Below are 22,210 nucleotides of genomic sequence, written 5' to 3' on the forward strand. Positions count from 1 at the left end.
CGGCGCTGCGCTCACAGCACGCCCTTGGTGCTCGGCAGGCTGCTGCCCTGGCGCAGCAGGGCCTGGCGCAGGGCGCGGCCCGTGGCCTTGAAGCAGGACTCCACCATGTGGTGGCTGTTCTCGCCAGCGACCTTGATCTGGATCGCGGCGCCGAGGCTGTCGGCCAGCGAACGGAAGAAATGCGGGACCATTTCGGTCGGCAAGCCGCCCACTTCGTTGCGCGGGAAGATGCCCTCGAAGCTGGAATGCGCGCGCCCGGAGAGGTCGATCGCCACCTGTGCCTGGGCCTCGTCCATGGGCAGCACGAAGCCGTAGCGGCCGATGCCGCGCTTGTCGCCGAGCGCGCGGCGCAGGGCTTCACCGATGACCAGCGCCGTGTCCTCCACGGTGTGGTGCTCGTCGACGTGCAGGTCGCCATCGCATCGCAGCTGCAGGGCGAAGCCGCCGTGCCGGGCCAGCTGCTCGAGCATGTGGTCGAAGAAGGCGATGCCGGTGCGGATCTCGACCGGCTGCTCGGCATCGAGGTCCACGGTGCAGCTGATGCGGGTCTCGCGGGTCTCGCGCCGGATGCTGGCCCGGCGCGGCAGGTCCACCAGCTCGTGGGCGATGGCGGCCCAGGCGCCCGGCTGGTGCGGATCCAGCCGCAGGCCCCGCAGGCCGAGGTTCGCGGCCAGCTCGAGGTCGGTCTCGCGGTCGCCGATGACGACGCTGGCGCTGCGGTCGATGGGCGTGGCGGCGAGGAAATCGCGCAGCAGGCCGGTGCGGGGCTTGCGGCAGGCACAGCCATCCGCCGGGCGGTGCGGGCAGATGAACACCTCGCGGAACACGAGGCCCTGCGAGGCGAACAGCCGCAGCACGAAATCCTGGACCAGGCGGAAATCAGCCTCCGGGAAACTCGCGGTGCCGAGCCCATCCTGGTTGCTCACCATGACGAAGCCGTAGCCGGCGGCCCGCAGGCGCAGCAGGGCGGGAATCACCCCTTCGACCAGTGCCACCTTGTCGAGGCGGTCCACCTGCTCGTCGGCCGGCTCGAGGATCAGCGTGCCGTCGCGGTCGAGGAAAGCGATTTTCGCGGTACTCATGGTCGGCCCAGTGCTGCCAGCAGTTGGTCGTTCTCGGCGGGATCGCCGACGGTGATGCGCACGCAGTCGGGCAGCCCGGGGTCCCAGCTGAAGTCGCGCAGCAGGACGCCCCCACGACGGGCGGCTTCCACCAGGCGCGGCGCATCGACCGCTTCCACCAGCAGGAAGTTGGCGTCACTGGGCCAGACGCGACGGATATCGGGCAGGCTGGCCAGGGCAGCGGCGAGGCGGGCGCGCTCGGCCCGCAGGCGTTCCACGCGCCGGCGCCATTCGGCGGCATGACCGGGCTCGAGACAGCGCTGGACCGCCTCGGCGCAGGGCGAGGGGAAGGTATAGGGGGGCAGCACGCATCCGAGCAACGCCACCAGTTCGGGCGCGGCCAGCAGCGCCCCGCAGCGCACGCCGGCCAGCGCCAGCGCCTTGGAGAGCGTGCGCAGGACGATCACGTTGGCATGCTGCCCCAGCAGTTCCTGCGTGGGATCGGTAGCGGAAAATTCCGCGTAGGCGCCATCCAGCACGACCACGCCCCGGCCGTCCAGCGCCGTCGCCAGCCGGTGGATATCGGCCAGTGCCATGCTGTTGCCGGTCGGATTGTTGGGCGAGCAGAGGAACAGGACCCGCGTGGCGGCCGACCATTGGTCGAGGATGCCGTCCACGTCGACGGCGTAGCCGCGGTCACGCAGCAGGGCAACGCGCCGGATCGGCGCATCCTGTATCTGCGCGTAGGTCTCGTACATGCCGAAGGTCGGCGGGCAGATCACGATGCCGTCCCGGCCCGCGCGGCAGAAGCCGCGGATGACCACGTCGATGGCCTCGCTCGAGCCGCGGGTCACCAGCACCTGGGCTGCCGCCACGCCGAAGTGGGCCGCGAGGCTCGCGGTGAGTTCGAAGGGGCGCGGCTCCGGGTAGCGGTTGAGACCCGCGTTGCTCTGGTCGCCGGGCGGCCGCCAGGGATTCTCGTTGGCGTTCAGGCGCACGAGGCCGTCGGCGAACTGCGCGCTCCGGTACGGCTTCATGCGACGGATCTCCGGACGCACGAGGTCGAGGATGCTGCTCATGGCCGCGACACCCCACCGCCGGTCCGCACGCGCACGGCGGCGGCGTGGGCCTCGAGGCCTTCGAGGCTGGCCAGGGTCTCGACGGTCGGCGCCAGCGCCGCGAGGCCCGCCGCACTGGCCTCCTGCAGGGTCATGTGCCGCTGGAAATCCGTCACCGACAGCCCGCTGTAGGCACGGGCATGGCCATAGGTCGGCAGCACGTGGTTGGTGCCGCTGCAGTAATCACCGACCGACTCCGGCGTCCAGGGGCCGAGGAACACCGAGCCCGCGCTCCAGATGCCGTCGATCCAGCGGCGTGGCTCCGCAACCTGCAGGATCAGGTGTTCCGGCGCATAGCGGTTGGCGACGTCGACGGCCTCGGCGAGGCTGGCGACGACGATGGCGGCACCATGCAACAGGGATTCGGCCATGATGTCGCGCCGTGACAGGCCGGGCAGCGCGGCGTCGATCTCGGCGCGCACCCGGTCCACCATGTCGCTGGCGGTGGTCACCAGCAACACCTGCGAGTCCGGCCCGTGTTCCGCCTGCGACAGCAGGTCGAGGGCCACGAAGCGCGGGTTGGCCCCGGCATCGGCGACCACCATCACTTCGGAGGGGCCTGCCGGCATGTCGAGGGCCGCTCCGGCGGGATCGAGCGCCACCGCCTGTTTGGCCGCCGTGACCCAGGCGTTGCCGGGGCCGAAGATCTTGTCGACCTTGGGGACCGTGGCCGTGCCATAGGCCATGGCGGCCACGGCCTGGGCACCGCCGACCTTGAAGATCTGCTGCACGCCGCAGGCGCGCGCGGCCACCACCACCGCCGGATCCGCGCGGCCGTCGGGCCGCGGTGGCGTGCAGAGCACACGGATCGGGCATCCCGCCAGCGCGGCCGGCACGCCGAGCATGATCGCCGTGGAGGGCAGGGGGGCGCGCCCGGCTGGCACATAGAGGCCGACGGCCCGCAGCGGGCGCACGACGCGCTCGCAAACCACGCCGGGCACAGTCTCGACGCGGACCGGCTGGCTCTGCTGGGCGGCGTGGAAGGCCCTCACGTTGCGGATGGCGACGTCGATGGCGCGGATGGCTGCCGGATCGAGTTCACGCTGCGTGGCGGCCGCTTCCGCGTCGCTGACCGCGAGCTCGCGCAGGGTCACGCCGTCGAGCTTCGCGGTGAGGCGCAGCAGCGCGGCATCGCCCTGGCTGCGCACTTCGCCGATGATGTCGGCCACGGCCGCGGGCAGGCCGGTGCCTCCGCGCACCGCCGGGCGCTCCAGCAGCGAGCGCCGCCCGGCCTCGTCCAGCACGGACCAGTCCACCCGTGTGAGCAGGCTGCCGGTGCTCATGGCAGCATCTTCTCCACGGGCAGTACGAGCAGCGAGCTGGCGCCGGCCTTCTTCAGGTTCTCCAGTGTCTCCCAGAAGACGTTCTCGCGACAGACGACATGCACGGCCACCTTGTCGCCGCGGCCCTCCAGGGGAATCACGGTCGGCGCGTCGGCGCCCGGCAGCAGGCGCGTGATCTCGGGCAGCGCGGCGACCGGGGCATTCATCATGACGTACTTGCTCTCACGCACCTGCATGACGCCATCGATGCGCTGGAGCAGCCGCGTGATCCATTCCAGCTTGGCCGGCGGCACCTCGCGCGGGGTCTGGATCAGCACCGCCTGGCTGTCGAGGATGGTTTCGCCCTCGCGCAGGCGATTGGCGGCGAGCGTGGCGCCGGTGGACACGAGGTCGCAGATGAGATCGGCGCGGCCCAGGCTCGGCGCGATCTCCACCGCCCCGGAGAATTCCACGACCTGCGCGGTGATGCCGCTGCGGCGGAGGAAGTCCTGCACGATGCGCGGATAGCTGGTGGCGATGCGCCGGCCGGGAAGGTCGGCCAGCGACCTCACCGGCCCGTCCTCCGGATAGCCGAAGGCGAGGTGGCACCGGCCATAATCCAGCGGTCGCACCACGCGGAACGGCTCGGCGATGCCCTCGGCCTGGAATTGCAGGCGCCGCTCCTCCAGCACGTTCATGCCGACCACGCCGAGGTCGCAGACATCGTCGCGGACCAGGCCGGGGATGTCGTCGTCGCGGACCAGCAGCACATCGACGGGCATGTTCTCGCCGAAGCCGATGAGCTGGTCGCGGCCGCGCGTGTACTTCAAGCCGCAACGTTCGAGCAGTTCCAGGGACCGGTCGGTGAGCCGGCCGGATTTCTGGATGGCGACCTTGATGCGGGAGGCCTGGTCGGTCATGGTGCGTGTCTTCCCTGGCGTGTGGTGCGCTGCAAGGCCTTGGCGTAACCGCCGGCGCCGGCGCTGAGGTAGCGGGCGACCCGCCCGATGGTGGTGACGCTGACCCCGGTCTGCTCGTGGATCTGGCGGTAGCTGAGTTCGCCTGCGGCCAGCAGTTCGGCGACTGCCCAGCGGTCCTTGAGGGCCTGCAGCTCGGCGGGGGTGCACAGGTCGTGGAAGAAGGCCCGGCACTCGTCGATGTTTCGCGAGGCGAGGATCGCCCGGTAGAGGCGGTCTTCGGCAGCGAGTTCCTCGCGCGCGTTGAGGATGCGATGGTCCTTCATGGGCGTCCGCAATAACGTACTAACACGCTAGCACAGTAGCACGGCAGTGGATGCCGGGCAAGCCACCCGGCCAGGCGCCCGCCTTGACCCCTGCAAACAGGGCTCCCTACACTTCGCGGTCCCGCCAATCCCTGCCGGAACCGCGAAAGGCAGCGCATGAGCGACAGCTTCCGCCACGAGACCCGCACCGTGCGGGCGGCCATCGACAGCGACGAGCAGTTCGGCGCGGTGATGCCGCCGATCGTGCTGAGCACCAACTTCACCTTCGAAGGCTTCGGCAAGCCGCGCGAATACGACTACAGCCGCACCGCCAATCCCACCCGCGATGCCCTGGCGGCCGCCATCGCCGACCTCGAGGGCGGTGCGGGCGCCACAGTCACCGCCTCGGGCATGGCGGCGATCACCCTGGCCTGCCAGCTGCTGAATCCCGGCGACCTGGTGATCGCACCGGTGGATTGCTACGGCGGCACATACCGCTTGCTGAGCCGCCTCGCGGCCAGGGGCCTGTTCCAGGTGCGGTTCATGGACCTGGCCGATACCGGCCAGCTGGCCGCGGCCGAGCGCGAGCCGGCGCGGCTGCTGTGGGTGGAGAGCCCGACGAACCCGCTGCTGAGGATCATGGACCTCGCGCGGCTGCGCCAGGTGGCCGATGCCTGCGGCGCCCTGCTGGCCGTCGACAACACCTTCCTGTCGCCAGCGCTGCAGCGTCCGCTGGAATCCGGCGCCGACCTGGTGATCCATTCGACCACCAAATACCTCAATGGCCACAGCGACGTCGTCTCCGGCGTCGTCGTGGCAAGGGATGCGGCCCTGCACGCCGAGCTGGCGACATGGGCGAATGCGCTCGGACTGACCGGTGCGCCGTTCGACAGCTTCATGGCGCTGCGCGGGCTGCGCACGCTGTTCGTGCGCATGCGCCAGCACGAGACCAACGCCAGGGCGCTGGCCGAGACCCTGGCCGCCAGCCCCGCCGTGGCCCGTGTCCACTATCCGGGGCTGCCCGGCCATCCGGGCCACGACCTGGCAAGGCGGCAGCAACGGGGCTTCGGCGGCATGCTCAGCTTCGAGTTGCGCGGCGGGCAGGATGCCGCCCGGCGGTTCCTCGGCCAGCTGCGCCTGTTCACGCTGGCCGAGTCGCTCGGCGGCGTCGAGAGCCTGGCCTGTCATCCGGCGACGATGACCCATCTGCCACTGGGCCCGGAAGGGCGCAGGGCAGCGGGGATCGGCGACGGCCTGGTGAGGCTCTCGGCAGGCATCGAGGCCACCGATGACCTGGTGGCGGACGTCCGCGCGGCGCTCTCGTCCCTCGGCTAGGCGTCCAGCCGGGCCACCACGGCATCGCCCATCTGCACGGTGCTGGCCTCGCGGCTGCCGGCGGTGGCGATGTCGCGGGTGCGAAGGCCCGAGTCCAGCACCTCGTGGACTGCATGCTCGATGCGTGCCGCCTCGGCTTCCAGGCCGAGCGTATGCCGCAGCAGCATGGCGACGCTGAGGATGGTGCCGCAGGGGTTGGCGATGCCGCGGCCGGCGATGTCCGGGGCCGAGCCATGGATCGGTTCGTAGAGGCCACGGGCCCTGTCGTCGAGGGAGGCCGAGGGCAGCATGCCCATGGAGCCGGCCAGCATGGAGGCCTCGTCGGTGAGGATGTCGCCGAACATGTTCTCGGTCACCAGGACGTCGAAATCCCGCGGGCGTGACAGCAGGTGCATCGCCGCAGCATCCACCAGCATGTGCTCGAGCTGCAGCTCGGGGAACTCGCGGGCGAAGAGCTCGCCGGCGACGGCGCGCCACAGGCGCGAGGTCTCCAGCACGTTGGCCTTGTCCACCGAGGTGACCTTGCCGCGCCGGCCGCGGGCCATGCCGGCCGCGACGCGCAGCACGCGCTCGATCTCCATGCGGCTGTAGCTGCAGAGGTCCGAGGCACGGTCGGCCTCGCGCTGCTTGGCGCCGAAATAGATGCCTCCTGTCAGCTCGCGGATCACCATGATGTCGACGTCACGGATGCGCTCGGCCTTGAGCGGGGAGGCGTCGTAGAGCGACGGGTGGGTGCGCACCGGACGCACGTTGGCGTAGACGCCCATAGCCGCGCGCAGGTCCAGCAGGCCCTGCTCGGGGCGCTCGCGCGCCGCGGGGTCGCTCCACTTCGGGCCACCCACCGCGCCGAGCAGCACGGCATCGGCTTCCAGTGCCAGGCGTCGCGTGTCCTCCGGGAAGGCCTTGCCGGTGGCGTCGATGGCCGCCCCGCCGATCAGGCCATGCCGCAGCTCGAAGCGCTGCCCACTGCGCCGCGCGATGGCATCGAGGACCCGCAGCGCCTGCTCGACGACCTCCGGCCCGATGCCGTCACCGGGCAGGACGCCGATCAGGGCTGCCATGCGCGGGCTTTCTCGAAGCGGCTGATGGCATCGGCCTGGCCGAGCAGGTAGCCGAGCTGGTCGACGCCGTTGAGGAGGCAGTAGCGGGAAAAGCCGTCCAGCGGGAACTCGACACGACGATCCCCGGGCAGGCCGAGGCTGCGCGATTCGACGTCCACGGTGACCTCCGCGCCGGGATTGGCCAGCAGCCAGGCGTGGGTTGCGCCATCGACGATGACGGGAACCAGGCCGTTCTTCAGCGAGTTGTTGCGGAATATGTCGGCGATGCCGGTGCTGATGACGGCGCGGATGCCGAAGTCCACCAGTGCCCACGGCGCGTGTTCGCGCGAGGAGCCGCAACCGAAGTTGTTGCCGGCGACGAGGATCTCGCAGCCGGCGGCCTCGGGCCGGTTCAGCGCGAAATCCGCGCGCGGCTGGCCTGCCTTGTCGTAGCGCCAGTCCGCGAACAGCGCCTTGCCCAGCCCCTTGCGGGTGGTGGTGGTGAGGAAACGGGCCGGCACGATCTGGTCCGTGTCGATATCCGACTGCGGCAGCACGACCGTCCGGGAGGTGAAGCGGGTGATCCTGTCCATGGCTGGCGGCCTCGGCTTGGAGTTTTGCTGGTGCTTATTGCGGGAGCAGTTCGCGCGGGTCGCTGATGCGGCCGGCAATGGCCGTGGCGGCTGCCGTCAGCGGACTGGCCAGCACGGTGCGCGCGCCGATGCCCTGGCGTCCCTCGAAGTTGCGATTGCTGGTGCTGACACAGATCTGGCCGCGACCCACGGTGTCGCCGTTCATGCCCAGGCACATCGAGCAGCCGGACTCGCGCCATTCGGCGCCCGCGGCGGTGAAGACCTGGTCCAGTCCCTCGGCCTCCGCCTGCTTCTTGGTGGCCTGCGAGCCCGGCACGATCAGCACGCGCACCGAACCCGCGACCTGGCGTCCGCGCAGCAGGCTGGCGGCCTCGCGCAGGTCGGAAAGCCGGGAGTTGGTGCAGCTGCCGATGAAGACCACGTCCACCGGGCGACCCAGCATCGGCTTGCCGGCTTCCACGCCCATGTAGGCCAGCGACTTGCGGAAGCTGGCATCGCCGCTGTCCGCGGGCACGGCGGCATCGACCGGAATGACCATGCCCGGGTTGGTGCCGAAGGTGATCATGGGCGCGAGCCGCGAGACATCGAGGCTGACTTCGCGGTCGAAGTGGCAGCCGGCGTCGGAGGGCAGGCTGCGCCAGCGCTTCACGGCCTGGTCCCAGGCGGCGCCGTCGGGCGCCATCTGCCGGCCGTGGAGGTACTGGAAGGTCACGTCATCCGGGGCGATCATCCCGGCCCGGGCGCCGGCCTCGATGCTCATGTTGCAGACCGTCATGCGCTCGTCCATGGACAGCGCGCCGATGGCCTCGCCCCGGTACTCGATGACATGGCCGGTGCCGCCGCCGACACCGATCTTGCCGATGATGGCGAGGATGATGTCCTTGGCGGTGACGCCGCGGGCCAGGTGGCCGGAGACATCGATGGCGAGCGTCTTCGGCTTGCGCTGCAACAGGCACTGCGTGGCGAGCACGTGGCCGACCTCGGTGGTGCCGATGCCGAAGGCCAGCGCGCCGAAGGCGCCATGGGTGCTGGTGTGGCTGTCGCCGCAGACGATGGTCTTGCCGGGCTGGGTGATGCCGAGCTCCGGCCCGATGATGTGGACGATGCCCCGCTGGTCGGAGTCGAAATCGAGCAGGCGGATGCCGGCCTCGCGGCAGTTCTCGATCATGACGCGGATCTGCGCTGCCGCCGAGGATTCGGCGACGCGCTCCAGATCTTTCAGGCTGCGCACCGGCACCGTCGGCGTCGAATGGTCCAGCGTGGCGAGCGTCAGGTCCGGGCGACGCACCGGGAGCCCGCGCGACTTCAGTACGTTAAACGCTTCCGGCGTGGTGACCTCGTGGGTCAGGTGCAGGTCGATGTAGAGCACCGCCGGCGCGTCGGCGGTCTCCGGCACCACCAGGTGGTCCTGCCAGACCTTCTCGAACAGGGAACGCTTGCTCATGTCGAACTCTCCACGGGCTCGAGCCAGCCCCACTGGTCGCTGGTCGCACCGCTGAACAGGCCGAAGAAGGCATCCTGCAGGCGCCGGGTGACCGGGCCCCGCTTGCCGGCACCGACGCCGATCCGGTCGACCGAGCGGACCGGCGTGATTTCGGCAGCCGTGCCGGTCAGGAAGATCTCGTCGGCGATATAGAGCATCTCCCGCGGAATGGGCCGCTCCAGCACCTCGATCCCTGCCTGCCGGGCCAGCACCATGACACTGTCGCGCGTGATCCCGGTGAGGATGGAGGCGGTGGAGGGTGGCGTGTACAGGATGCCGTCGCGCACCAGGAAAATGTTCTCGCCTGCGCCTTCGCTCACCGTGCCGTCGGTGGAAAGCGCGATGCCCTCGGCAAAGCCGCGCTGCCTGGCTTCCAGGCTGACCAGCGTGCTGGAGAGGTAATTGCCGCCCGCCTTGGCCAGCGCCGGGATCGTGTTGGGCGCGACGCGCTGCCAGGACGAGACGCAGACGTCGACGCCTTGCTCGAGGGCGTCGGCCCCGAGGTAGGCGCCCCATTCCCAGGCCGCGACGGCCATGTCGATCGGCTGGCCGGGCGGCGGGGCGAGGCCGACCTCGCCGTAGCCACGGTAGACGATGGGCCGGATGTAGGCGCCGCGGGTCAGGCCGTTGCGGAGCACGACCTCCCTGCATGCGGCATCGATCTGCGCCGCGGACCAGGGCACCTCGATGCGATGGATCTTCGCCGATTCGAGGAGGCGGCGCGTGTGCGCCTGCAGGCGGAACACCACGGGGCCACGCTGCGTGGCATAGACGCGGATGCCCTCGAACACGGAGGAGCCGTAGTGCAGGGCATGGGTCAGGACATGGACCTTGGCCTCGGCCCAGGGCACCAGCTTGCCGTTGTGCCAGATCCACTCACTCGTCTTGATGGGCATGTTGTCTTTCCTCGGGAAACAGCTGCATCCGCTGTGGCTCGGGAGCCCGCGCTCCAGCCCGGCCCGCACACCGTTTGTCGGTCCGGAGCTACGCCGCGCCGAAGTTGCGGTGGATGACGTCCAGGTGGGCCAGTGCCCCGGTGCCGGCCAGGCCGATGCCGGAGCAGCGGAATCTGCCGCCATTATATTCCAGCACTGCGTCCTGCAGCTTCACGGCAATTGCGGCGTGCAGGGCAGCCGGCGCGCCCCGAGTGGCGGCCCGGGCCCGGCCGGCAGCAGCCCACTCCTGCGGTTCGGGTACGAGCGCATGGCGTCCATGCGCTATGCTTGTGGTGATTTGCCCGGAGCTTGTGGCAACATACGCGCCCCGGCGGCAGCTTGCCGCGGGGGCAAGTCTGAACAGGTTGATCAGTCCAGGTTGATATGGCCGTCGCAGTCAGTACACCCATGCTCTCACGGCGCGCGCTGGTGTTCGTCGGTATCGTGGCGCTGCATGTGGGCTTCGTCTATGTCCTCAATGCAGGTCTCGCGCACCAGGCCGTGGAGATGATCTACGGGCCGATCGAGACCAAGATGATCGAGGAGGTCAAGGAAGACCAGGACAAGCCACCGCCGCCGCCGCCGAAGATCGAAACCACGCCACCGCCATTCGTACCGCCTCCGGATATCTCGATCGACCTGCCGGTCGAGACCACCGCGACCACTGCCATCACGGCCACCACCCAGAAGCCCGTGGCCAAGCCGCCACCGGCCCCGGTGGCCATCGCGCGCGTTCCGCCAAAGCAGAACCCGCGCCGGCCGCCGAGCCTTCCCGACTACCCGCCGCAGGCCAAGCGCCTCGGCCTCGAGGGCTCCACGGTCCTGCGCTTGTACATCCTCGAGGATGGCAGTGTCGGCGATGCCCAGATCGCCCAGAGCAGCGGCCACGAGCAGCTGGACGAGGCGGCTTTGCGGCACGCCAAGCGCGCATGGAAATTCATGCCTGGCACCGAGGGCGGCAAGCCGGTGCCCATGTGGTTTGAATTCCGCGTCGTCTGGAAGATCGTGAACGAACGGTAGGGGAAGAATGGCCAGCGTCGCCACGGTTCACGGGGCGACGCGGGTTATGACGGACAGTAACGAACTGAGCTACGTACTTGAGGGGAAGACGCAATCATGGTTGAACTAGCAGCTCTCGCTCTGAGCATCGCGCTCGCGGCCCAGCAGCCGACGACCGACGCCGCTACAGCAGCACCGGCCACCGCCGAAACGACGACCCTGCCCGCAGCGGATGCCACCGCGCCGGCTCCGGCCGAAATGGCCCCGGCGGAGGCACCGGTCGATGTCCCGGCCGCCGAGCCGGCACAGACCGAGGAAAAGGCCAACCCGTACGGCCTGAGCCAGCTCTGGGCGCAAGGCGACTTCGTGGCCCGCGGGACGCTGGTCATCCTGGTCGTCATGTCGTTCGCTTCCTGGTTCATCATCCTGACCAAGCTCTGGGACCAGGCCCGCCTGCGTCGCCAGTTCAACCAGACGGACAAGGGCTTCTGGGCCGGCAAGTCCCTGCAGGATGGCATTGCCACCCTGAACGATCCGGACAACGCGTTCCGGCTCATCGCGGAGCAGGGTGTCAAGGCTGCCCGGCACCACGAGGGGCGCCTGACGGACCAGATCCCGTTGCATGAGTGGATCACCGCCTCGCTGCAGCGTGCGGTGGACAAGGTGACCAACGACATGCAGAGCGGCCTGTCCTTCCTGGCGACCGCTGGCTCGACCGCGCCGTTCATCGGCCTGTTCGGCACGGTGTGGGGCATCTACCACGCGCTCATCGCCATCGGCATCGCCGGCCAGGCGAGCATCGACAAGGTGGCGGGCCCGGTGGGCGAGGCGTTGATCATGACCGCCCTCGGCCTTGCGGTCGCGGTGCCCGCGGTGCTGGGTTACAACTGGCTCCTGCGTCGCAACAAGGCCCTGCTGGAAGAGGTTCGCTACTTCGCCACCGAAGTGCAGCAGTACCTGGTGAGCGGTGCCCGCATGGACGCTCCGGGCCAGCGGAGCAAGTAAAGTGGGCATGTCGGTCCCCGGCGAGGGCGGTGGCGACGACAAGGCGATGTCCGACATCAACGTGGTGCCCCTCGTGGACATCATGCTGGTGCTGCTGATCATCTTCCTGATCACCATTCCGGTGATCACGCAGACGGTCCCGGTGGAACTGCCCAAGGTTGCCAACCAGCCGACCAAGACCAAGCCGGAAAACGTCACCGTGGCCATCAACGCCGCGGGTGACGTGTTCTGGAACCAGGCCCGGGTGCCCGACGACCAGGCGCTGCTGGAACTGGTCAAGTCGGTCGCCGTGCAGGATCCTCAGCCCGAGATCCACATCCGCGGCGACGGCCGGGCTAAATTCGAGTCGGTGGGGCGTGTCATCTACCTGATCCAGCGCGGTGGCGTCATCAAGGTAGGCTTCATCACCGAGCCCGACCGCGGCATGCGCCGCTAGCCCGCCGGCGGGGCACCCCTGAGGGAGACACAGACATGGGAATGAACGTTAGCGGCGGGGGCCGCGACGACGACCCGATGCTGGACATCAACATGACGCCGTTGATCGACGTCATGCTGGTGCTCCTCATCATGTTCATCGTCACCATCCCGATCATGACCCACGCCGTGAAGCTCGACATGCCGCGGCCCAATCCGAATGCGGTGACGCCCCCGGTTCCACCGGAGGTCATCGAGCTCGAGATCGATTACGACGGCACCATCCTCTGGAACCAGACGCCAGTTCCGAGCCTCAACACGCTGGAGCAGTATTTCAGCCAGGAAGCCGTCAAGGAGCCGCAGCCGGAACTGCACATCCGCGCCAACAAGCGGGCCAAGTACGACGTCGTTGCCAAGGTCCTCGCGCTTGCACAGCGTCAGGGCGTGAACAAGATCGGCTTCGTCGGCATGGAGCAGTTTGCTGAATAGCAGCATGACCTGGCCTGCAACCCTTTGGCTGCAGGCCAGGTCCAAGCCTTCAATGGCATAGCAGGAGAGAGCCACGATCATGCGAGCAAACGCATCATTCCGCGCCCTGGGCGCCATGCTGGTCGTCCTGGCCAGCCTGTTGGCTGCCGGCCAGTCCATGGCCGAGGACAAGATCAGCGCCAAGGTCGCCAAGCCGATGAAGGCGGCCCAGGAAGCCATCCAGAAGAAGCAGTGGGACCAGGCGCTGGCCAAGGTGGCCGAGGCTGACGCCGTCAGCAGCAAGACCGCATTCGACCAGTTCCAGATCAACGAATTCAAGGCCTACGTCCTCCTGCAGCAGCGGAAGTATGCGGACGTCGCCAGGCTCTACGAGGGGAGCCTGGCATCGGGCAGGCTGCCGCCGGAGCAGGTCGACGACCGACTGAAGACCATCGTCCAGCTCAATACCGCGACCAAGAACTACCCGAAGGTCATGGAGTATGGCGATCGCTGGATCAAGGCCGGCGGGCAGGATATCGACACGCGCGTGCTGGTTGCACAAGCGCATTACCTGCAGAAGGACTACAAGGAAGCGGTTTCCATCATGCAGGGCGCGATCAAGAGCGCCGAGCAGGCTGGCAAGACGGTCGACGAGAACTGGCTGCAGCTGGTGCGCAGCGCCCAGGTCAACATGGGCGACAAGGATGGTGCGGCGAAGACCATGGAGAAGCTGGTGCGGCTGTACCCGAAGCCGGAGTACTGGAACTTTCTCATCGGTACCCGCCTCAACCAGAAGGCTTCCGACAGGGTCATGCTCAATACCCTGCGCCTCGCACAGCAGGTCGGCACGCTCAGCTCGGCTGACCAGTACCTCGAGATGGCCGAGTTGCTCCTGGAGGCAGGCCTCCCGGGCGAGGCCAAGAGTGCGCTCGAGGCCGGCTATGCCGCCAAGGTGGTCGATCCGGCAAACAAGGCCGAGGCGGACCGCTACAAGCGCCGCTTCGACGATGCGAAGGCGGCCGCTGCAAAGGATCTGCAATCGCTGCCGCAGTTCGAGAAGGACGCCCAGAAGGGCACCACCGGCCAGGGCGATGTGGCCCTCGGCATGGCCTACTCCAGCTTCGGGCAGTACGACAAGGCCGCTGCGGCCCTGGCCAAGGGCCTCACCAAGGGTGGCGTCCGTGATCCCGACCAGGCGCAGATCATGCTGGGGATTGCCGACCTGAAGCTGGGCAAGAAGGCGGATGCCGCCAAGGCCTTCGAGCAGGTCAACGGCGACCCGCAGATGGCCGACCTGGCCCGCCTGTGGACCATCGTGGCACGAAGCGGCACGAGCTGAGGCCAGCTTTGGGGGCCAGTTCCCGGGCCCGGCCCTCCCGGATCCGTTTGTTTGTCACTGCACCGCCGCCCGTCAGGGCGGCGGTGTCTTTCCGGTCCTGACTGGTTGCCGCCTGCGCTCGCCGGAGGCCACGGTCATGTCATGAGGTGCAGCCCTGTGCCGAGGGTAATTTATCACGACAGCGAAGGCCGTCGCATCGAGGTGGATGTGCCCATCGGTTCCACGGCGATGGAAGGGGCCGTCGACAATGACGTCGCCGGTATCGTCGCCGAATGCGGTGGTGCCTGCGCCTGCGCCACCTGCCATGCCTATGTGGCGGACGAGTGGCTGGCGAAGCTGCCGCCGCCGAGCGACATGGAAGAGGCCATGCTGGAATCCGCCAGGGAGCGGCGGGCGAACAGCCGCCTGACCTGTCAGATCGAAATCACCGATGCCCTCGACGGTCTCGAACTGCAGGTGGCTGACAACGAAGGCTGACCGGCGGCCCTGCCTGCTGCGGGACGAGGCTGCCGCTGCTCAGCGGCCGCCAACGATCTCGATGATTTCTCCGGCTGGTCCACTCAGCGCTGTGGTTGCGCCTGGTCGCTGGCTGGCAAAGGAAACGACCGCAATACCGGGTGGCAGTTCGCCGGAAGGGGTTGGCGGCGGACGGGCCGCGGCCGGCATCTGGTCCGCCTCGATGTAGCATCGTGCCTGCAACGGCAGGGCGGCGATCGGATAGCGCTCCTCCGGAGACAGCCCGAAGGCCTCCGACATGGCTTTCACACGCGATTCCATCCGCTGCGGGGCGCTGATGCCGAACTGGTCGGCATAGAAGCCGAGCAGGTCGTCCAGCGAGGGTCCGCCGACAATCACGATGAAGACACGGTCGGCCTTGCAGCGCGCCGGCGGTGCCGGCAAGGCCGGCAGGTCCCGCTTGAACTGCGTGAGATAGAGGATCTCGCCGGCCGGCCCGCGGATCTGCATGGCGCGGATGGCATCGGTGAAGGACAGGTCCTGGGGCGGACCGAGGATCTCGAAATCCCCTCCGGCCAGCTCGCCGGCCAGGGCGTCGACATCGCGGACGATCAGTTCCGCGGCATTCCAGCCAAATGCGGAGAACGCACGATAGGGTGCGGGTGGCGCCGGTACCTCGATGAAGCGGAATTCGAAGTCATCGGCGGCTTCCGGCACCAGGCTGATATAGCGCGCGCCGGCTGCCGCGGGCCGCTGCCAGGCCGTGGCCTGCGTTGCGCTGATCCTCCCACGCTGGCGGACGCGGTATCCGAGGTGGCGCCCATAGGCCGCCTCGCTGGCTGCGAGATCCGGCGTGGCGATGGTCACGCCGGTGATGGGCCCGATGCCTGGGCCAGGCGCGGCCTGGTCGCCCACTCAGATGATACCGGCGGCGTGCAGCTCGGCCATGCGCGTGTCGGAGAAACCAAGCAGCCCGCCGTACACCTCGCGGTTGTGCTCGCCCAGTTCCGGAGCCGGGCTGCGAACAGTACCGGGCGTGGCGCTGAGCTTGGGTGCGACGTTCTGCATCTTCAGCTGGCCGAAGCGTGGATGAGCCACGCTGATGATCGCCTGGCGCGCCTGGAAGTGTGCATCGGCAAGCATCTCGGGCGTGCGGTAGATCTTGCCCGAAGGGATGCCGAACTCCTCCATCAGCGTCTCCAGGCGTCCGGCGGCGATGGTCCGGGTCCAGTCGGAGATCAGGTCATCGAGTTCCTTCTGGTTGGCGCCACGCGAGGAATGGCTGGCATAGCGCGGGTCGGCCGCCAGTTCCGGCCGGCCCATGGCCTCCGCCAGGCGCTTGAACACCGTGTCCTGGTTGGCGGCAATGAGGATGAACTGGCCATCGCTGGTCGGGTAAACGTTCGAGGGCGCCACGTTCGGCAGGATGGCGCCGGTGCGTTCGCGGATATAGCCGGCCTTGTCATACTCGGTGATCAGCGACTCCATCATGTTCAGCACGGCCTCGTAGATGGCCGAATCCACGACCTGGCCCTGGCCGGTCTTTTCCCGGTGGTGGAGTGCGGACAGGGCCCCGATGCAGGCGAAGGTGGCTGCGAGCGAATCACCGATGCTGATGCCCATCCGGCTGGGCGGTGTCGAGGGATCCCCGCAGACGTAACGCAGTCCGCCCATCGCTTCGCCGACCGCACCGAAACCGGCACGCTTGGCATACGGTCCGGTCTGCCCGAAACCGGAAACCCGGACCATGATCAGCCCCGGGTGGGCCTGGCGCAGCTGTTCGTAACCCAGGCCCCACTTCTCCATGGTGCCCGGCCGAAAATTTTCCAGCAGGAAATCGGCCTTGCCGATGAGGGAGCGGGCGATGGCCTGGCCCTCGGCCTCGCGCAGGTTCAGGGTCACGGACTTCTTGTTGCGGGCCACCACCGGCCACCACAGCGACATGCCGTGCGACTTCTCGCGGCCCCAGTCGCGCATCGGGTCGCCCTGGCCTGGCGGTTCGATCTTGATGATCTCGGCACCGAAGTCGCCGAGCAGCTGGCCGCAGAATGGACCAGCCAGCAATGTCCCCATCTCGATGACGCGCACGCCCGCAAGGGGCCCTGGCGTCTTGCTGGTTTCCGTGCTCATATCCAATCCCTTCCAAGCAGTGTGCGCACGCGGCGGCGCAGCCGGCGGCACGGTGTCAATGCGAATGCCAGCCCGCCGTTCGCCTTCCGCGGCATCATGGCATGATGGGCAGCGGTAAAGCGGGTCGAGGCAAGGCACGGATTCGCTGGGCGTGATGCGTTCAGCTCGCGCTGGCCGCGGGTTGTATCGCCCAATGCCTTGTATAACAATACCTCATTTTAGATGGCCTGCAAGGCAGCCATGACGAAGTTGCAACGACGGATTTCCATCATCGAGGTCGGTCCACGGGATGGGCTGCAGAGCGAGCCGGAGATCCTCGGCACCGAGGCGAAGGTCGAGTTCATCCGGCGCGCCATCGACGCCGGCGTCCGTGCGATCGAGGTCACCAGCTTCGTGCATCCGAAGCGCGTGCCGCAGATGGCCGACGCCGAGGCCGTCATCAAGGGCCTGCCACAGAGGAGCGATGTCCGCTACATCGGCCTCGTCCTCAACCTGAAGGGCTTCGAGCGCGCCCGCGATGCCGGGCTCGGCGAGATCGGCATGGCGGTGGTCGCCAGCGATACCTACAACCAGCGCAACCAGGGCGTGCCGACCAGCGAGTCGGTGAACGCCTGGCTGGCGATCGCCAGGGAGGCGAGGGCAGCCGGCATGCGCGCCAACGTGATGATCTCCTCCGCATTCGGCTGTCCGTTCGAGGGCGAGGTTCCGCTGCAGCGGGTGCTCGATCTCGTGGACCAGGTGCTGGCCGGTGAGCCCGTCGAACTCGGCATTGCCGACAGCATCGGCGTCGGTGTCCCGAACCAGGTGACGGAGATGATCCAGGCCATCCGCGAGCGTGCCCCGGGCGTCCCCATCCGCTGCCACTTCCACAACACCAGGAACACCGGTCTCGCCAATGCCCAGGCCGCCGTGGATGCTGGTGTGGCTTCGCTGGACGCGAGCATCGGTGGCATCGGCGGCTGCCCATTTGCGCCGGCAGCGACAGGCAATATCCCCACTGATGACCTGCTCTACATGCTGGATCGTTCTGGCGTGCAGACGGGCATCTCGCTGGAACGGGTGATCGAGACCAGCAGGTGGCTGCAGGAGCAGCTGGGCCGTAGCACCCCGGCCATGCTGCCGAAAGCCGGTATCTTTCCGAAGATCGCAGAGCAGCATCGGGCGGCAGGCTGAGCAGGCGCCGCGAACTGCATGCACGGGACACTGACAGCACCAGACCGAATCCAGTGAGCCCGGACCAATTTTCCCGCAAGCAGGGGCCCGCGTTGGTCCTGTGCGGCTGTGTGGTATGACGAAGAAACGCGAAAGCGTCGAGGTGAGCGTATGAGCTACCATCTTGGGGTCGATGTCGGCGGAACTTTCACCGACCTGATCCTCGTGAACGAAAAGACCGGGGACTTTCATTCGGCCAAGGTGCCCAGCACGCCGCATGATTCCTCGGTCGGCGTGCTCAATGGCATCGAGCGCGTCTGCCAGATTGCCGGCATCGATCCGAACGAAATCACCCATGTGATGCACGGCACCACGGTCGCCACCAACACCATCCTCACGCACACCGGTGCCAAGGTGGGGCTGGTCACCACCAAGGGCTACAGGCAGGTGCTGCAGATTGCGCGATCCTTCGTTCCCGGAGGACTCGGCGGCTGGGTCATCTACAACAAGCCGCCACCGCTGGCGCCGCTGGCCCTCACCATCGAGGCCGTGGAGCGCATCGGTGCGAGGGGCGAGGTGGTGACCCGGCTGGACAAGACCAGGCTCGCCAGGGACCTCAAGGCGCTTGGCAAGAAGGGTATCGAATCCCTCACCGTCTCACTGATCAACTCTTTCGCCAACCCTGTCCACGAACAGGAGATCGCCGGGGTCGCGGCCAAGGTGCTGCCGGGCATCCCGGTGTCCCTGTCGTCGGAGGTGGTGCCGGAGATGCAGGAATACGAGCGCACGGTCACGACCGTGGCGAATGCCTACGTCGGCCCCAAGGTTTCCCGCTACGTGCGCAACCTGCACCGCGAGCTGAAGAAGAAGATGAAGAACGTGCAGCTCCATGTGCTGCGTTCGGACGGTGGCCTGGCATCCGCCAAGGCAGCCGAAGCGTATCCGGTCAACATGCTGATGAGCGGTCCCGCAGGCGGCGTGACCGGTGCCATCTGGGTCGGCACCCAGGCTGGTTTCAAGGATATCCTCACCTTCGACATGGGCGGCACCTCGACGGACGTGGCGCTGATCCAGGATGGCAAAGCGCAGCTGCGTCGTGAGACCAGCGTGCACGAGGTCACGGTGCGTGCTTCGTCGGTGGACGTGCGCACCGTAGGCGCCGGTGGCGGATCCATTGCCTACGTGCCGGAGATCACCGGGGCACTCCGCGTGGGCCCGCAAAGCGCGGGTGCGGTGCCGGGGCCCGCAGCCTACGACAAGGGTGGCGTCGAGCCGACGGTCACCGATGCCAACGTGGTGCTGGGTTATCTGCCGAGTGGCGAAGTGCGCCTCGGTGGTGACATGGTGATTCGCCGCGACCTGGCAGAGGCTGCCGTCTCCAAGGTGGCCAAGGCCCTCAAGCTGTCGGTGAAGCAGGCGGCTGCCGGCATCATCGACATCGTCAACGAGAACATGTACGGCGCGCTGCGCCTGGTGTCGGTCGAGAAGGGCTACGATCCGCGCGACTTCGCGCTGATGGGCTTCGGCGGGGCCGGCCCGCTGCACGCCAACGCGCTCGGCAAGCTGTCCAGCGCCTGGCCGGTCATCATCCCGCAAGGCCCCGGCGTGCTCTGTGCCCTGGGCGATGCCACCACCAGCGTGCGTGACGAGGCTTCACGCACCTTCATCCGCGGTTTCAGCCAGACCAGTGGCAAGGAGATCAGCAAGATCTTCCGGCAACTGGCGGCCAATGCCGCAAAGGCGCTGGACCAGGAGGGAATCCCGCGCGCGGAGCAGACGCAGTCCTACCAGGTGGATATCCGCTACCACGGGCAGGGGTTGCTGCTGACGGTGGACTTCGACATTGCCGAGCTGGAGCAGCGCGGCCTGGACGTGGTGGGCGAGCGCTTCGACGAGATGCACCGTCATTTGTTCACTTTCGCGCTTCCGGAGGAGAAGGAGATCGTCAACCTCCGCGCAGTAGCCCAGGGCAAGGCGACGGCCGTCATGGCGCTGCGCCTCGAGAAGGGTGGCAGCGACGCCTCGGCCGCCGTGCTGGGCGAACACACGATGTTCGTGGAGGGAAGGGACCAGAAGGGCAAGCTCTACGATCGCAGCAGGCTCAAGGCCGGAAACGTCGTGAAGGGTCCGGCCGTGATCCTGCAGATGGACACGACCACGCTGATCCTTCCCGGCCACATCGGCCGCGTCGATGATTTCAGCAACATTCTGATCACCCCGGAATAGCCGCGGGACACCAGGGAGCGAAGACAAATGCCAGCCAAGATTGTCGAGACCAGGCCCAGGGCGTTCAAGCGGGTATCCGTAGACCCGATCACCCTGGACATCATCGAGAACGCGATGCTCAACGCGCGCTACGAGATGGATGCGGTGCTGTTCCGTACCGCGATGTCGCCGGGCATCCGTGAACAGCACGATGAATTTCCGATGATCGCCAATGTCGACGGCAAGATGGTCGTCGGCCAGTTCGGCAGTTTCATCTACGGCTTCAAGGAGGCCTACCATGGCACGATCGAGGAAGGCGACATGTTCCTCACCACCGACCCCTATTCCTGCAAGGGAGCGGTGAGCCACATCAACGACTGGTTGCTGCTGCGTCCCATCTTCAAGGATGGCCGGCTGGTTGCCTACGCCGCCATGTTCGGACACATGACGGACGTGGGTGGCAAGGTCCCGGGCAGTCTGCCGACCGACGCCCGCCAGATCTTCGAAGAGGGCATCCGCATCCCGCCGACGAAGATCTTCCGCAAGGACGTGCTGCAGGAGGACATCCTCAACCTCATCCTGCACAACTGCCGGCTGCCGCACTGGAACCGCAGCGATTTCAACGCCATCGTCGCGGCGATCCGCACGGCGGAAAAGCGCGTCATCGAGATGGCCAACCGCTTCGGTGATGACGTCTACTACTCTGCCCTGGAGGACCTGCTGGACCGCAACCGGCGCGCCATGGCCCACCTCATCAAGACGACAGTCCCCACGCACAAGCAGTACTTCGAGGACTATATCTGCGATGACGGCATGGGAATGGGCCCCTACAAGCTCCGCTGCGCCATGTGGCGCGAGGGCGAGAAGGTCAAGTTCGACTTCGAGGGAACCGATCCGCAGTCCATCAGCTCGGTGAACTTCTACCTCAACGAGGAGATGTTCAAGATGTTCTGCGGCGTGTACATGATCATGGTGTTCGACCCCAAGATCATGTTCAACGACGGCTTCTACGACCTGATGGAAGTGCACATCCCCGAAGGCACCCTGCTCAAGCCACGGGAGCCGGCTGCGCTCTCCTGCCGTACCCATGCGCTTGGCCGCCTGTTCGACGTGCTGGGGGGGCTGCTGGGCCAGGGCAATCCCGCGTTCCTCAACGCCGCCGGGTTCTCCGACAGCCCGCACTTCATGTACTCCGGCTATGACCGCAACGGCAAATGGTTCCAGCTGTTCCAGATCGGCTTCGGTGGCGTGCCTGGCCGGCCCTTCGGCGATGGCCCGGACGGTCATTCGATGTGGCCGAGCTTCACCAACGTGCCCAACGAGTTCGTGGAGAGCTACTTCCCGCTGCGCATCGAGACCTACGAGACCATTGCGGACAGCGGTGGCGCCGGCAAGCACCGTGGCGGCAACGCGCTGCGCGTGGGCTACCGCTTCCTCGAGGATGGCGAGATTTCCATCCACGATGACCGCTGGCTGACCTATCCGTGGGGCGTCAACGGCGGTACCCCGGGGAAGCGCAGCCGCAAGGAGCTGCGCCGCAAGAATGGCGGCAAGGAGATCATCCCGTCCAAGTGCGACCGCATTCCGGTGCAGGAGGGCGACCTGCTGCTCTTCGATACCTGGGGCGGTGGCGGCTGGGGTGACCCGTACCAGAGGGATCCGGCAGCAGTGATGTTCGATGTCGAGGCGGGCCTCGTGACCGCAGCAGGCGCCAGGGCCAACTACGGCGTGGTGCTGAAGAAGGATGGCAGCCTGGACCAGAAGGCCACTGCTGCCCTGCGCGGCAAGCTGGCGAAGAAGCGGGGCAAGACGCAGGTCTTCAACTTCGGTGGCACGATCCCGGAACTGAAGAAGCGCTGCAAGGCGGAAACCGGCCTGGCGCCGCCGCTGCAGCCGCAACTGCCGCGCTTCATCGAGGCCGCCAAGAAGGCAGCTTCGAAGTCCACAGGCAAGCGCAAGGGCAGCAAGGCTGCCTGAGGTTCGCGCTGGCGCG

General features: G+C 67.6%; 21 protein-coding genes. 10 read left to right on the plus strand and 11 right to left on the minus strand.

Annotated features, from left to right (window positions below):
• Nucleotides 1-11: 11 nt before the first annotated feature.
• The 5 genes from hisB to HRU81_05075 are packed head-to-tail and all read right to left on the minus strand — an operon-like array spanning nt 12 to nt 4,684.
• On the minus strand, nt 12-1,082 hold the full coding sequence (gene hisB, locus HRU81_05055; GenBank protein ID QOJ31515.1) for a bifunctional histidinol-phosphatase/imidazoleglycerol-phosphate dehydratase HisB: 1,071 nt from the start codon (nt 1,080-1,082) through the stop codon (nt 12-14).
• A complete protein-coding gene (hisC, locus tag HRU81_05060; GenBank protein QOJ31516.1) occupies nt 1,079-2,140 on the minus strand; it encodes a histidinol-phosphate transaminase in 1,062 nt (353 codons plus the stop codon). The genes hisB and hisC overlap by 4 nt, the downstream gene beginning before the upstream one ends.
• Nucleotides 2,137-3,462 (minus strand): histidinol dehydrogenase, encoded by a 1,326-nt coding sequence (gene hisD, locus HRU81_05065; GenBank protein QOJ31517.1) that lies wholly within the window; start codon nt 3,460-3,462, stop codon nt 2,137-2,139. The genes hisC and hisD overlap by 4 nt, the downstream gene beginning before the upstream one ends.
• Nucleotides 3,459-4,361 (minus strand): ATP phosphoribosyltransferase, encoded by a 903-nt coding sequence (locus HRU81_05070; protein QOJ31518.1) that lies wholly within the window; start codon nt 4,359-4,361, stop codon nt 3,459-3,461. Before HRU81_05070 ends, hisD begins: the two co-directional genes overlap by 4 nt.
• Entirely contained in the window at nt 4,358-4,684 is a 327-nt protein-coding gene (locus HRU81_05075; GenBank protein QOJ31519.1) for a hypothetical protein, read from the minus strand. Before HRU81_05075 ends, HRU81_05070 begins: the two co-directional genes overlap by 4 nt.
• A gap of 156 nt (nt 4,685-4,840) precedes the next feature.
• On the opposite strand from HRU81_05075, the gene metB reads away from it, so the two are divergent.
• On the plus strand, nt 4,841-5,998 hold the full coding sequence (gene metB / locus HRU81_05080) for a cystathionine gamma-synthase (protein ID QOJ31520.1): 1,158 nt from the start codon (nt 4,841-4,843) through the stop codon (nt 5,996-5,998).
• Here the strand turns inward: metB and leuB are convergent.
• The 4 genes from leuB to HRU81_05100 are packed head-to-tail and all read right to left on the minus strand — an operon-like array spanning nt 5,995 to nt 10,010.
• Nucleotides 5,995-7,059, minus strand: coding sequence for a 3-isopropylmalate dehydrogenase (gene leuB, locus HRU81_05085; GenBank protein QOJ31521.1), 1,065 nt, complete (start codon nt 7,057-7,059; stop codon nt 5,995-5,997). The genes metB and leuB overlap by 4 nt on opposite strands.
• Nucleotides 7,047-7,631: a 3-isopropylmalate dehydratase small subunit gene (gene leuD, locus HRU81_05090; protein ID QOJ31522.1), complete on the minus strand. Its 585-nt coding sequence runs from the start codon at nt 7,629-7,631 to the stop codon at nt 7,047-7,049. The genes leuB and leuD overlap by 13 nt, the downstream gene beginning before the upstream one ends.
• 34 nt (nt 7,632-7,665) lie before the next feature.
• Complete coding sequence (leuC, locus tag HRU81_05095) at nt 7,666-9,075, minus strand: 3-isopropylmalate dehydratase large subunit (GenBank protein QOJ31523.1); 1,410 nt, start codon at nt 9,073-9,075, stop codon at nt 7,666-7,668.
• The gene (locus HRU81_05100) at nt 9,072-10,010 is read right to left on the minus strand and encodes a branched-chain amino acid transaminase (protein QOJ31524.1); all 939 of its coding nucleotides are present in this window, start codon (nt 10,008-10,010) and stop codon (nt 9,072-9,074) included. Before HRU81_05100 ends, leuC begins: the two co-directional genes overlap by 4 nt.
• 447 nt (nt 10,011-10,457) lie before the next feature.
• Here HRU81_05100 and HRU81_05105 point away from each other — a divergent pair, with 447 nt between their 5' ends.
• The 6 genes from HRU81_05105 (at nt 10,458) to HRU81_05130 (ending at nt 14,751) form a co-directional block, all read left to right on the plus strand.
• Nucleotides 10,458-11,069: an energy transducer TonB gene (locus HRU81_05105; GenBank protein ID QOJ31525.1), complete on the plus strand. Its 612-nt coding sequence runs from the start codon at nt 10,458-10,460 to the stop codon at nt 11,067-11,069.
• A 96-nt stretch (nt 11,070-11,165) separates the two neighbouring features.
• Nucleotides 11,166-12,053 carry a MotA/TolQ/ExbB proton channel family protein gene (locus HRU81_05110; protein ID QOJ31526.1) on the plus strand — a complete coding sequence of 296 codons (888 nt, stop codon included), beginning with the start codon at nt 11,166-11,168 and terminating at the stop codon, nt 12,051-12,053.
• A 1-nt stretch (nt 12,054) separates the two neighbouring features.
• Nucleotides 12,055-12,489, plus strand: a complete 435-nt coding sequence (locus HRU81_05115) for a biopolymer transporter ExbD (GenBank protein ID QOJ31527.1) — start codon at nt 12,055-12,057, stop codon at nt 12,487-12,489.
• Nucleotides 12,490-12,524: 35 nt separating this feature from the next.
• Nucleotides 12,525-12,956, plus strand: a complete 432-nt coding sequence (locus HRU81_05120; protein ID QOJ31528.1) for a biopolymer transporter ExbD — start codon at nt 12,525-12,527, stop codon at nt 12,954-12,956.
• Between the two features lie 79 nt (nt 12,957-13,035).
• A complete protein-coding gene (locus tag HRU81_05125) occupies nt 13,036-14,274 on the plus strand; it encodes a hypothetical protein (protein ID QOJ31529.1) in 1,239 nt (412 codons plus the stop codon).
• Between the two features lie 156 nt (nt 14,275-14,430).
• Nucleotides 14,431-14,751: a 2Fe-2S iron-sulfur cluster binding domain-containing protein gene (locus tag HRU81_05130; GenBank protein QOJ31530.1), complete on the plus strand. Its 321-nt coding sequence runs from the start codon at nt 14,431-14,433 to the stop codon at nt 14,749-14,751.
• 39 nt (nt 14,752-14,790) lie between these two features.
• On the opposite strand, the gene HRU81_05135 is transcribed toward HRU81_05130, so the two are convergent.
• Entirely contained in the window at nt 14,791-15,645 is an 855-nt protein-coding gene (locus tag HRU81_05135; GenBank protein QOJ31531.1) for a hypothetical protein, read from the minus strand.
• A complete protein-coding gene (locus HRU81_05140) occupies nt 15,646-16,860 on the minus strand; it encodes a CoA transferase (protein QOJ31532.1) in 1,215 nt (404 codons plus the stop codon).
• A gap of 240 nt (nt 16,861-17,100) precedes the next feature.
• Between HRU81_05140 and HRU81_05145 the strand changes: the two genes are divergently transcribed.
• The 3 genes from HRU81_05145 to HRU81_05155 all read left to right on the plus strand — a co-directional run bounded on the left by HRU81_05145 (nt 17,101) and on the right by HRU81_05155 (nt 22,194).
• A complete protein-coding gene (locus tag HRU81_05145; GenBank protein QOJ31533.1) occupies nt 17,101-18,033 on the plus strand; it encodes a hydroxymethylglutaryl-CoA lyase in 933 nt (310 codons plus the stop codon).
• A gap of 150 nt (nt 18,034-18,183) precedes the next feature.
• Entirely contained in the window at nt 18,184-20,238 is a 2,055-nt protein-coding gene (locus HRU81_05150; protein QOJ31534.1) for a hydantoinase/oxoprolinase family protein, read from the plus strand.
• Nucleotides 20,239-20,265: 27 nt separating this feature from the next.
• Complete coding sequence (locus HRU81_05155) at nt 20,266-22,194, plus strand: hydantoinase B/oxoprolinase family protein (protein ID QOJ31535.1); 1,929 nt, start codon at nt 20,266-20,268, stop codon at nt 22,192-22,194.
• Nucleotides 22,195-22,210: the final 16 nt, after the last annotated feature.

It is taken from the genome of Gammaproteobacteria bacterium (assembly GCA_015709695.1).
Classification (GTDB): Bacteria; Pseudomonadota; Gammaproteobacteria; order Steroidobacterales.

Coding starts and splice junctions, on each gene's coding strand:
- hisB (QOJ31515.1), bottom strand. CDS start 1,082: ATGAGTACCGCGAAAATCGCTTTCCTCGACCGCGACGGCACGCTGATC.
- hisC (QOJ31516.1), bottom strand. CDS start 2,140: ATGAGCAGCATCCTCGACCTCGTGCGTCCGGAGATCCGTCGCATGAAG.
- hisD (QOJ31517.1), bottom strand. CDS start 3,462: ATGAGCACCGGCAGCCTGCTCACACGGGTGGACTGGTCCGTGCTGGAC.
- HRU81_05070 (QOJ31518.1), bottom strand. CDS start 4,361: ATGACCGACCAGGCCTCCCGCATCAAGGTCGCCATCCAGAAATCCGGC.
- HRU81_05075 (QOJ31519.1), bottom strand. CDS start 4,684: ATGAAGGACCATCGCATCCTCAACGCGCGCGAGGAACTCGCTGCCGAA.
- metB (QOJ31520.1), top strand. CDS start 4,841: ATGAGCGACAGCTTCCGCCACGAGACCCGCACCGTGCGGGCGGCCATC.
- leuB (QOJ31521.1), bottom strand. CDS start 7,059: ATGGCAGCCCTGATCGGCGTCCTGCCCGGTGACGGCATCGGGCCGGAG.
- leuD (QOJ31522.1), bottom strand. CDS start 7,631: ATGGACAGGATCACCCGCTTCACCTCCCGGACGGTCGTGCTGCCGCAG.
- leuC (QOJ31523.1), bottom strand. CDS start 9,075: ATGAGCAAGCGTTCCCTGTTCGAGAAGGTCTGGCAGGACCACCTGGTG.
- HRU81_05100 (QOJ31524.1), bottom strand. CDS start 10,010: ATGCCCATCAAGACGAGTGAGTGGATCTGGCACAACGGCAAGCTGGTG.
- HRU81_05105 (QOJ31525.1), top strand. CDS start 10,458: ATGCTCTCACGGCGCGCGCTGGTGTTCGTCGGTATCGTGGCGCTGCAT.
- HRU81_05110 (QOJ31526.1), top strand. CDS start 11,166: ATGGTTGAACTAGCAGCTCTCGCTCTGAGCATCGCGCTCGCGGCCCAG.
- HRU81_05120 (QOJ31528.1), top strand. CDS start 12,525: ATGGGAATGAACGTTAGCGGCGGGGGCCGCGACGACGACCCGATGCTG.
- HRU81_05125 (QOJ31529.1), top strand. CDS start 13,036: ATGCGAGCAAACGCATCATTCCGCGCCCTGGGCGCCATGCTGGTCGTC.
- HRU81_05140 (QOJ31532.1), bottom strand. CDS start 16,860: ATGAGCACGGAAACCAGCAAGACGCCAGGGCCCCTTGCGGGCGTGCGC.
- HRU81_05145 (QOJ31533.1), top strand. CDS start 17,101: ATGACGAAGTTGCAACGACGGATTTCCATCATCGAGGTCGGTCCACGG.
- HRU81_05150 (QOJ31534.1), top strand. CDS start 18,184: ATGAGCTACCATCTTGGGGTCGATGTCGGCGGAACTTTCACCGACCTG.
- HRU81_05155 (QOJ31535.1), top strand. CDS start 20,266: ATGCCAGCCAAGATTGTCGAGACCAGGCCCAGGGCGTTCAAGCGGGTA.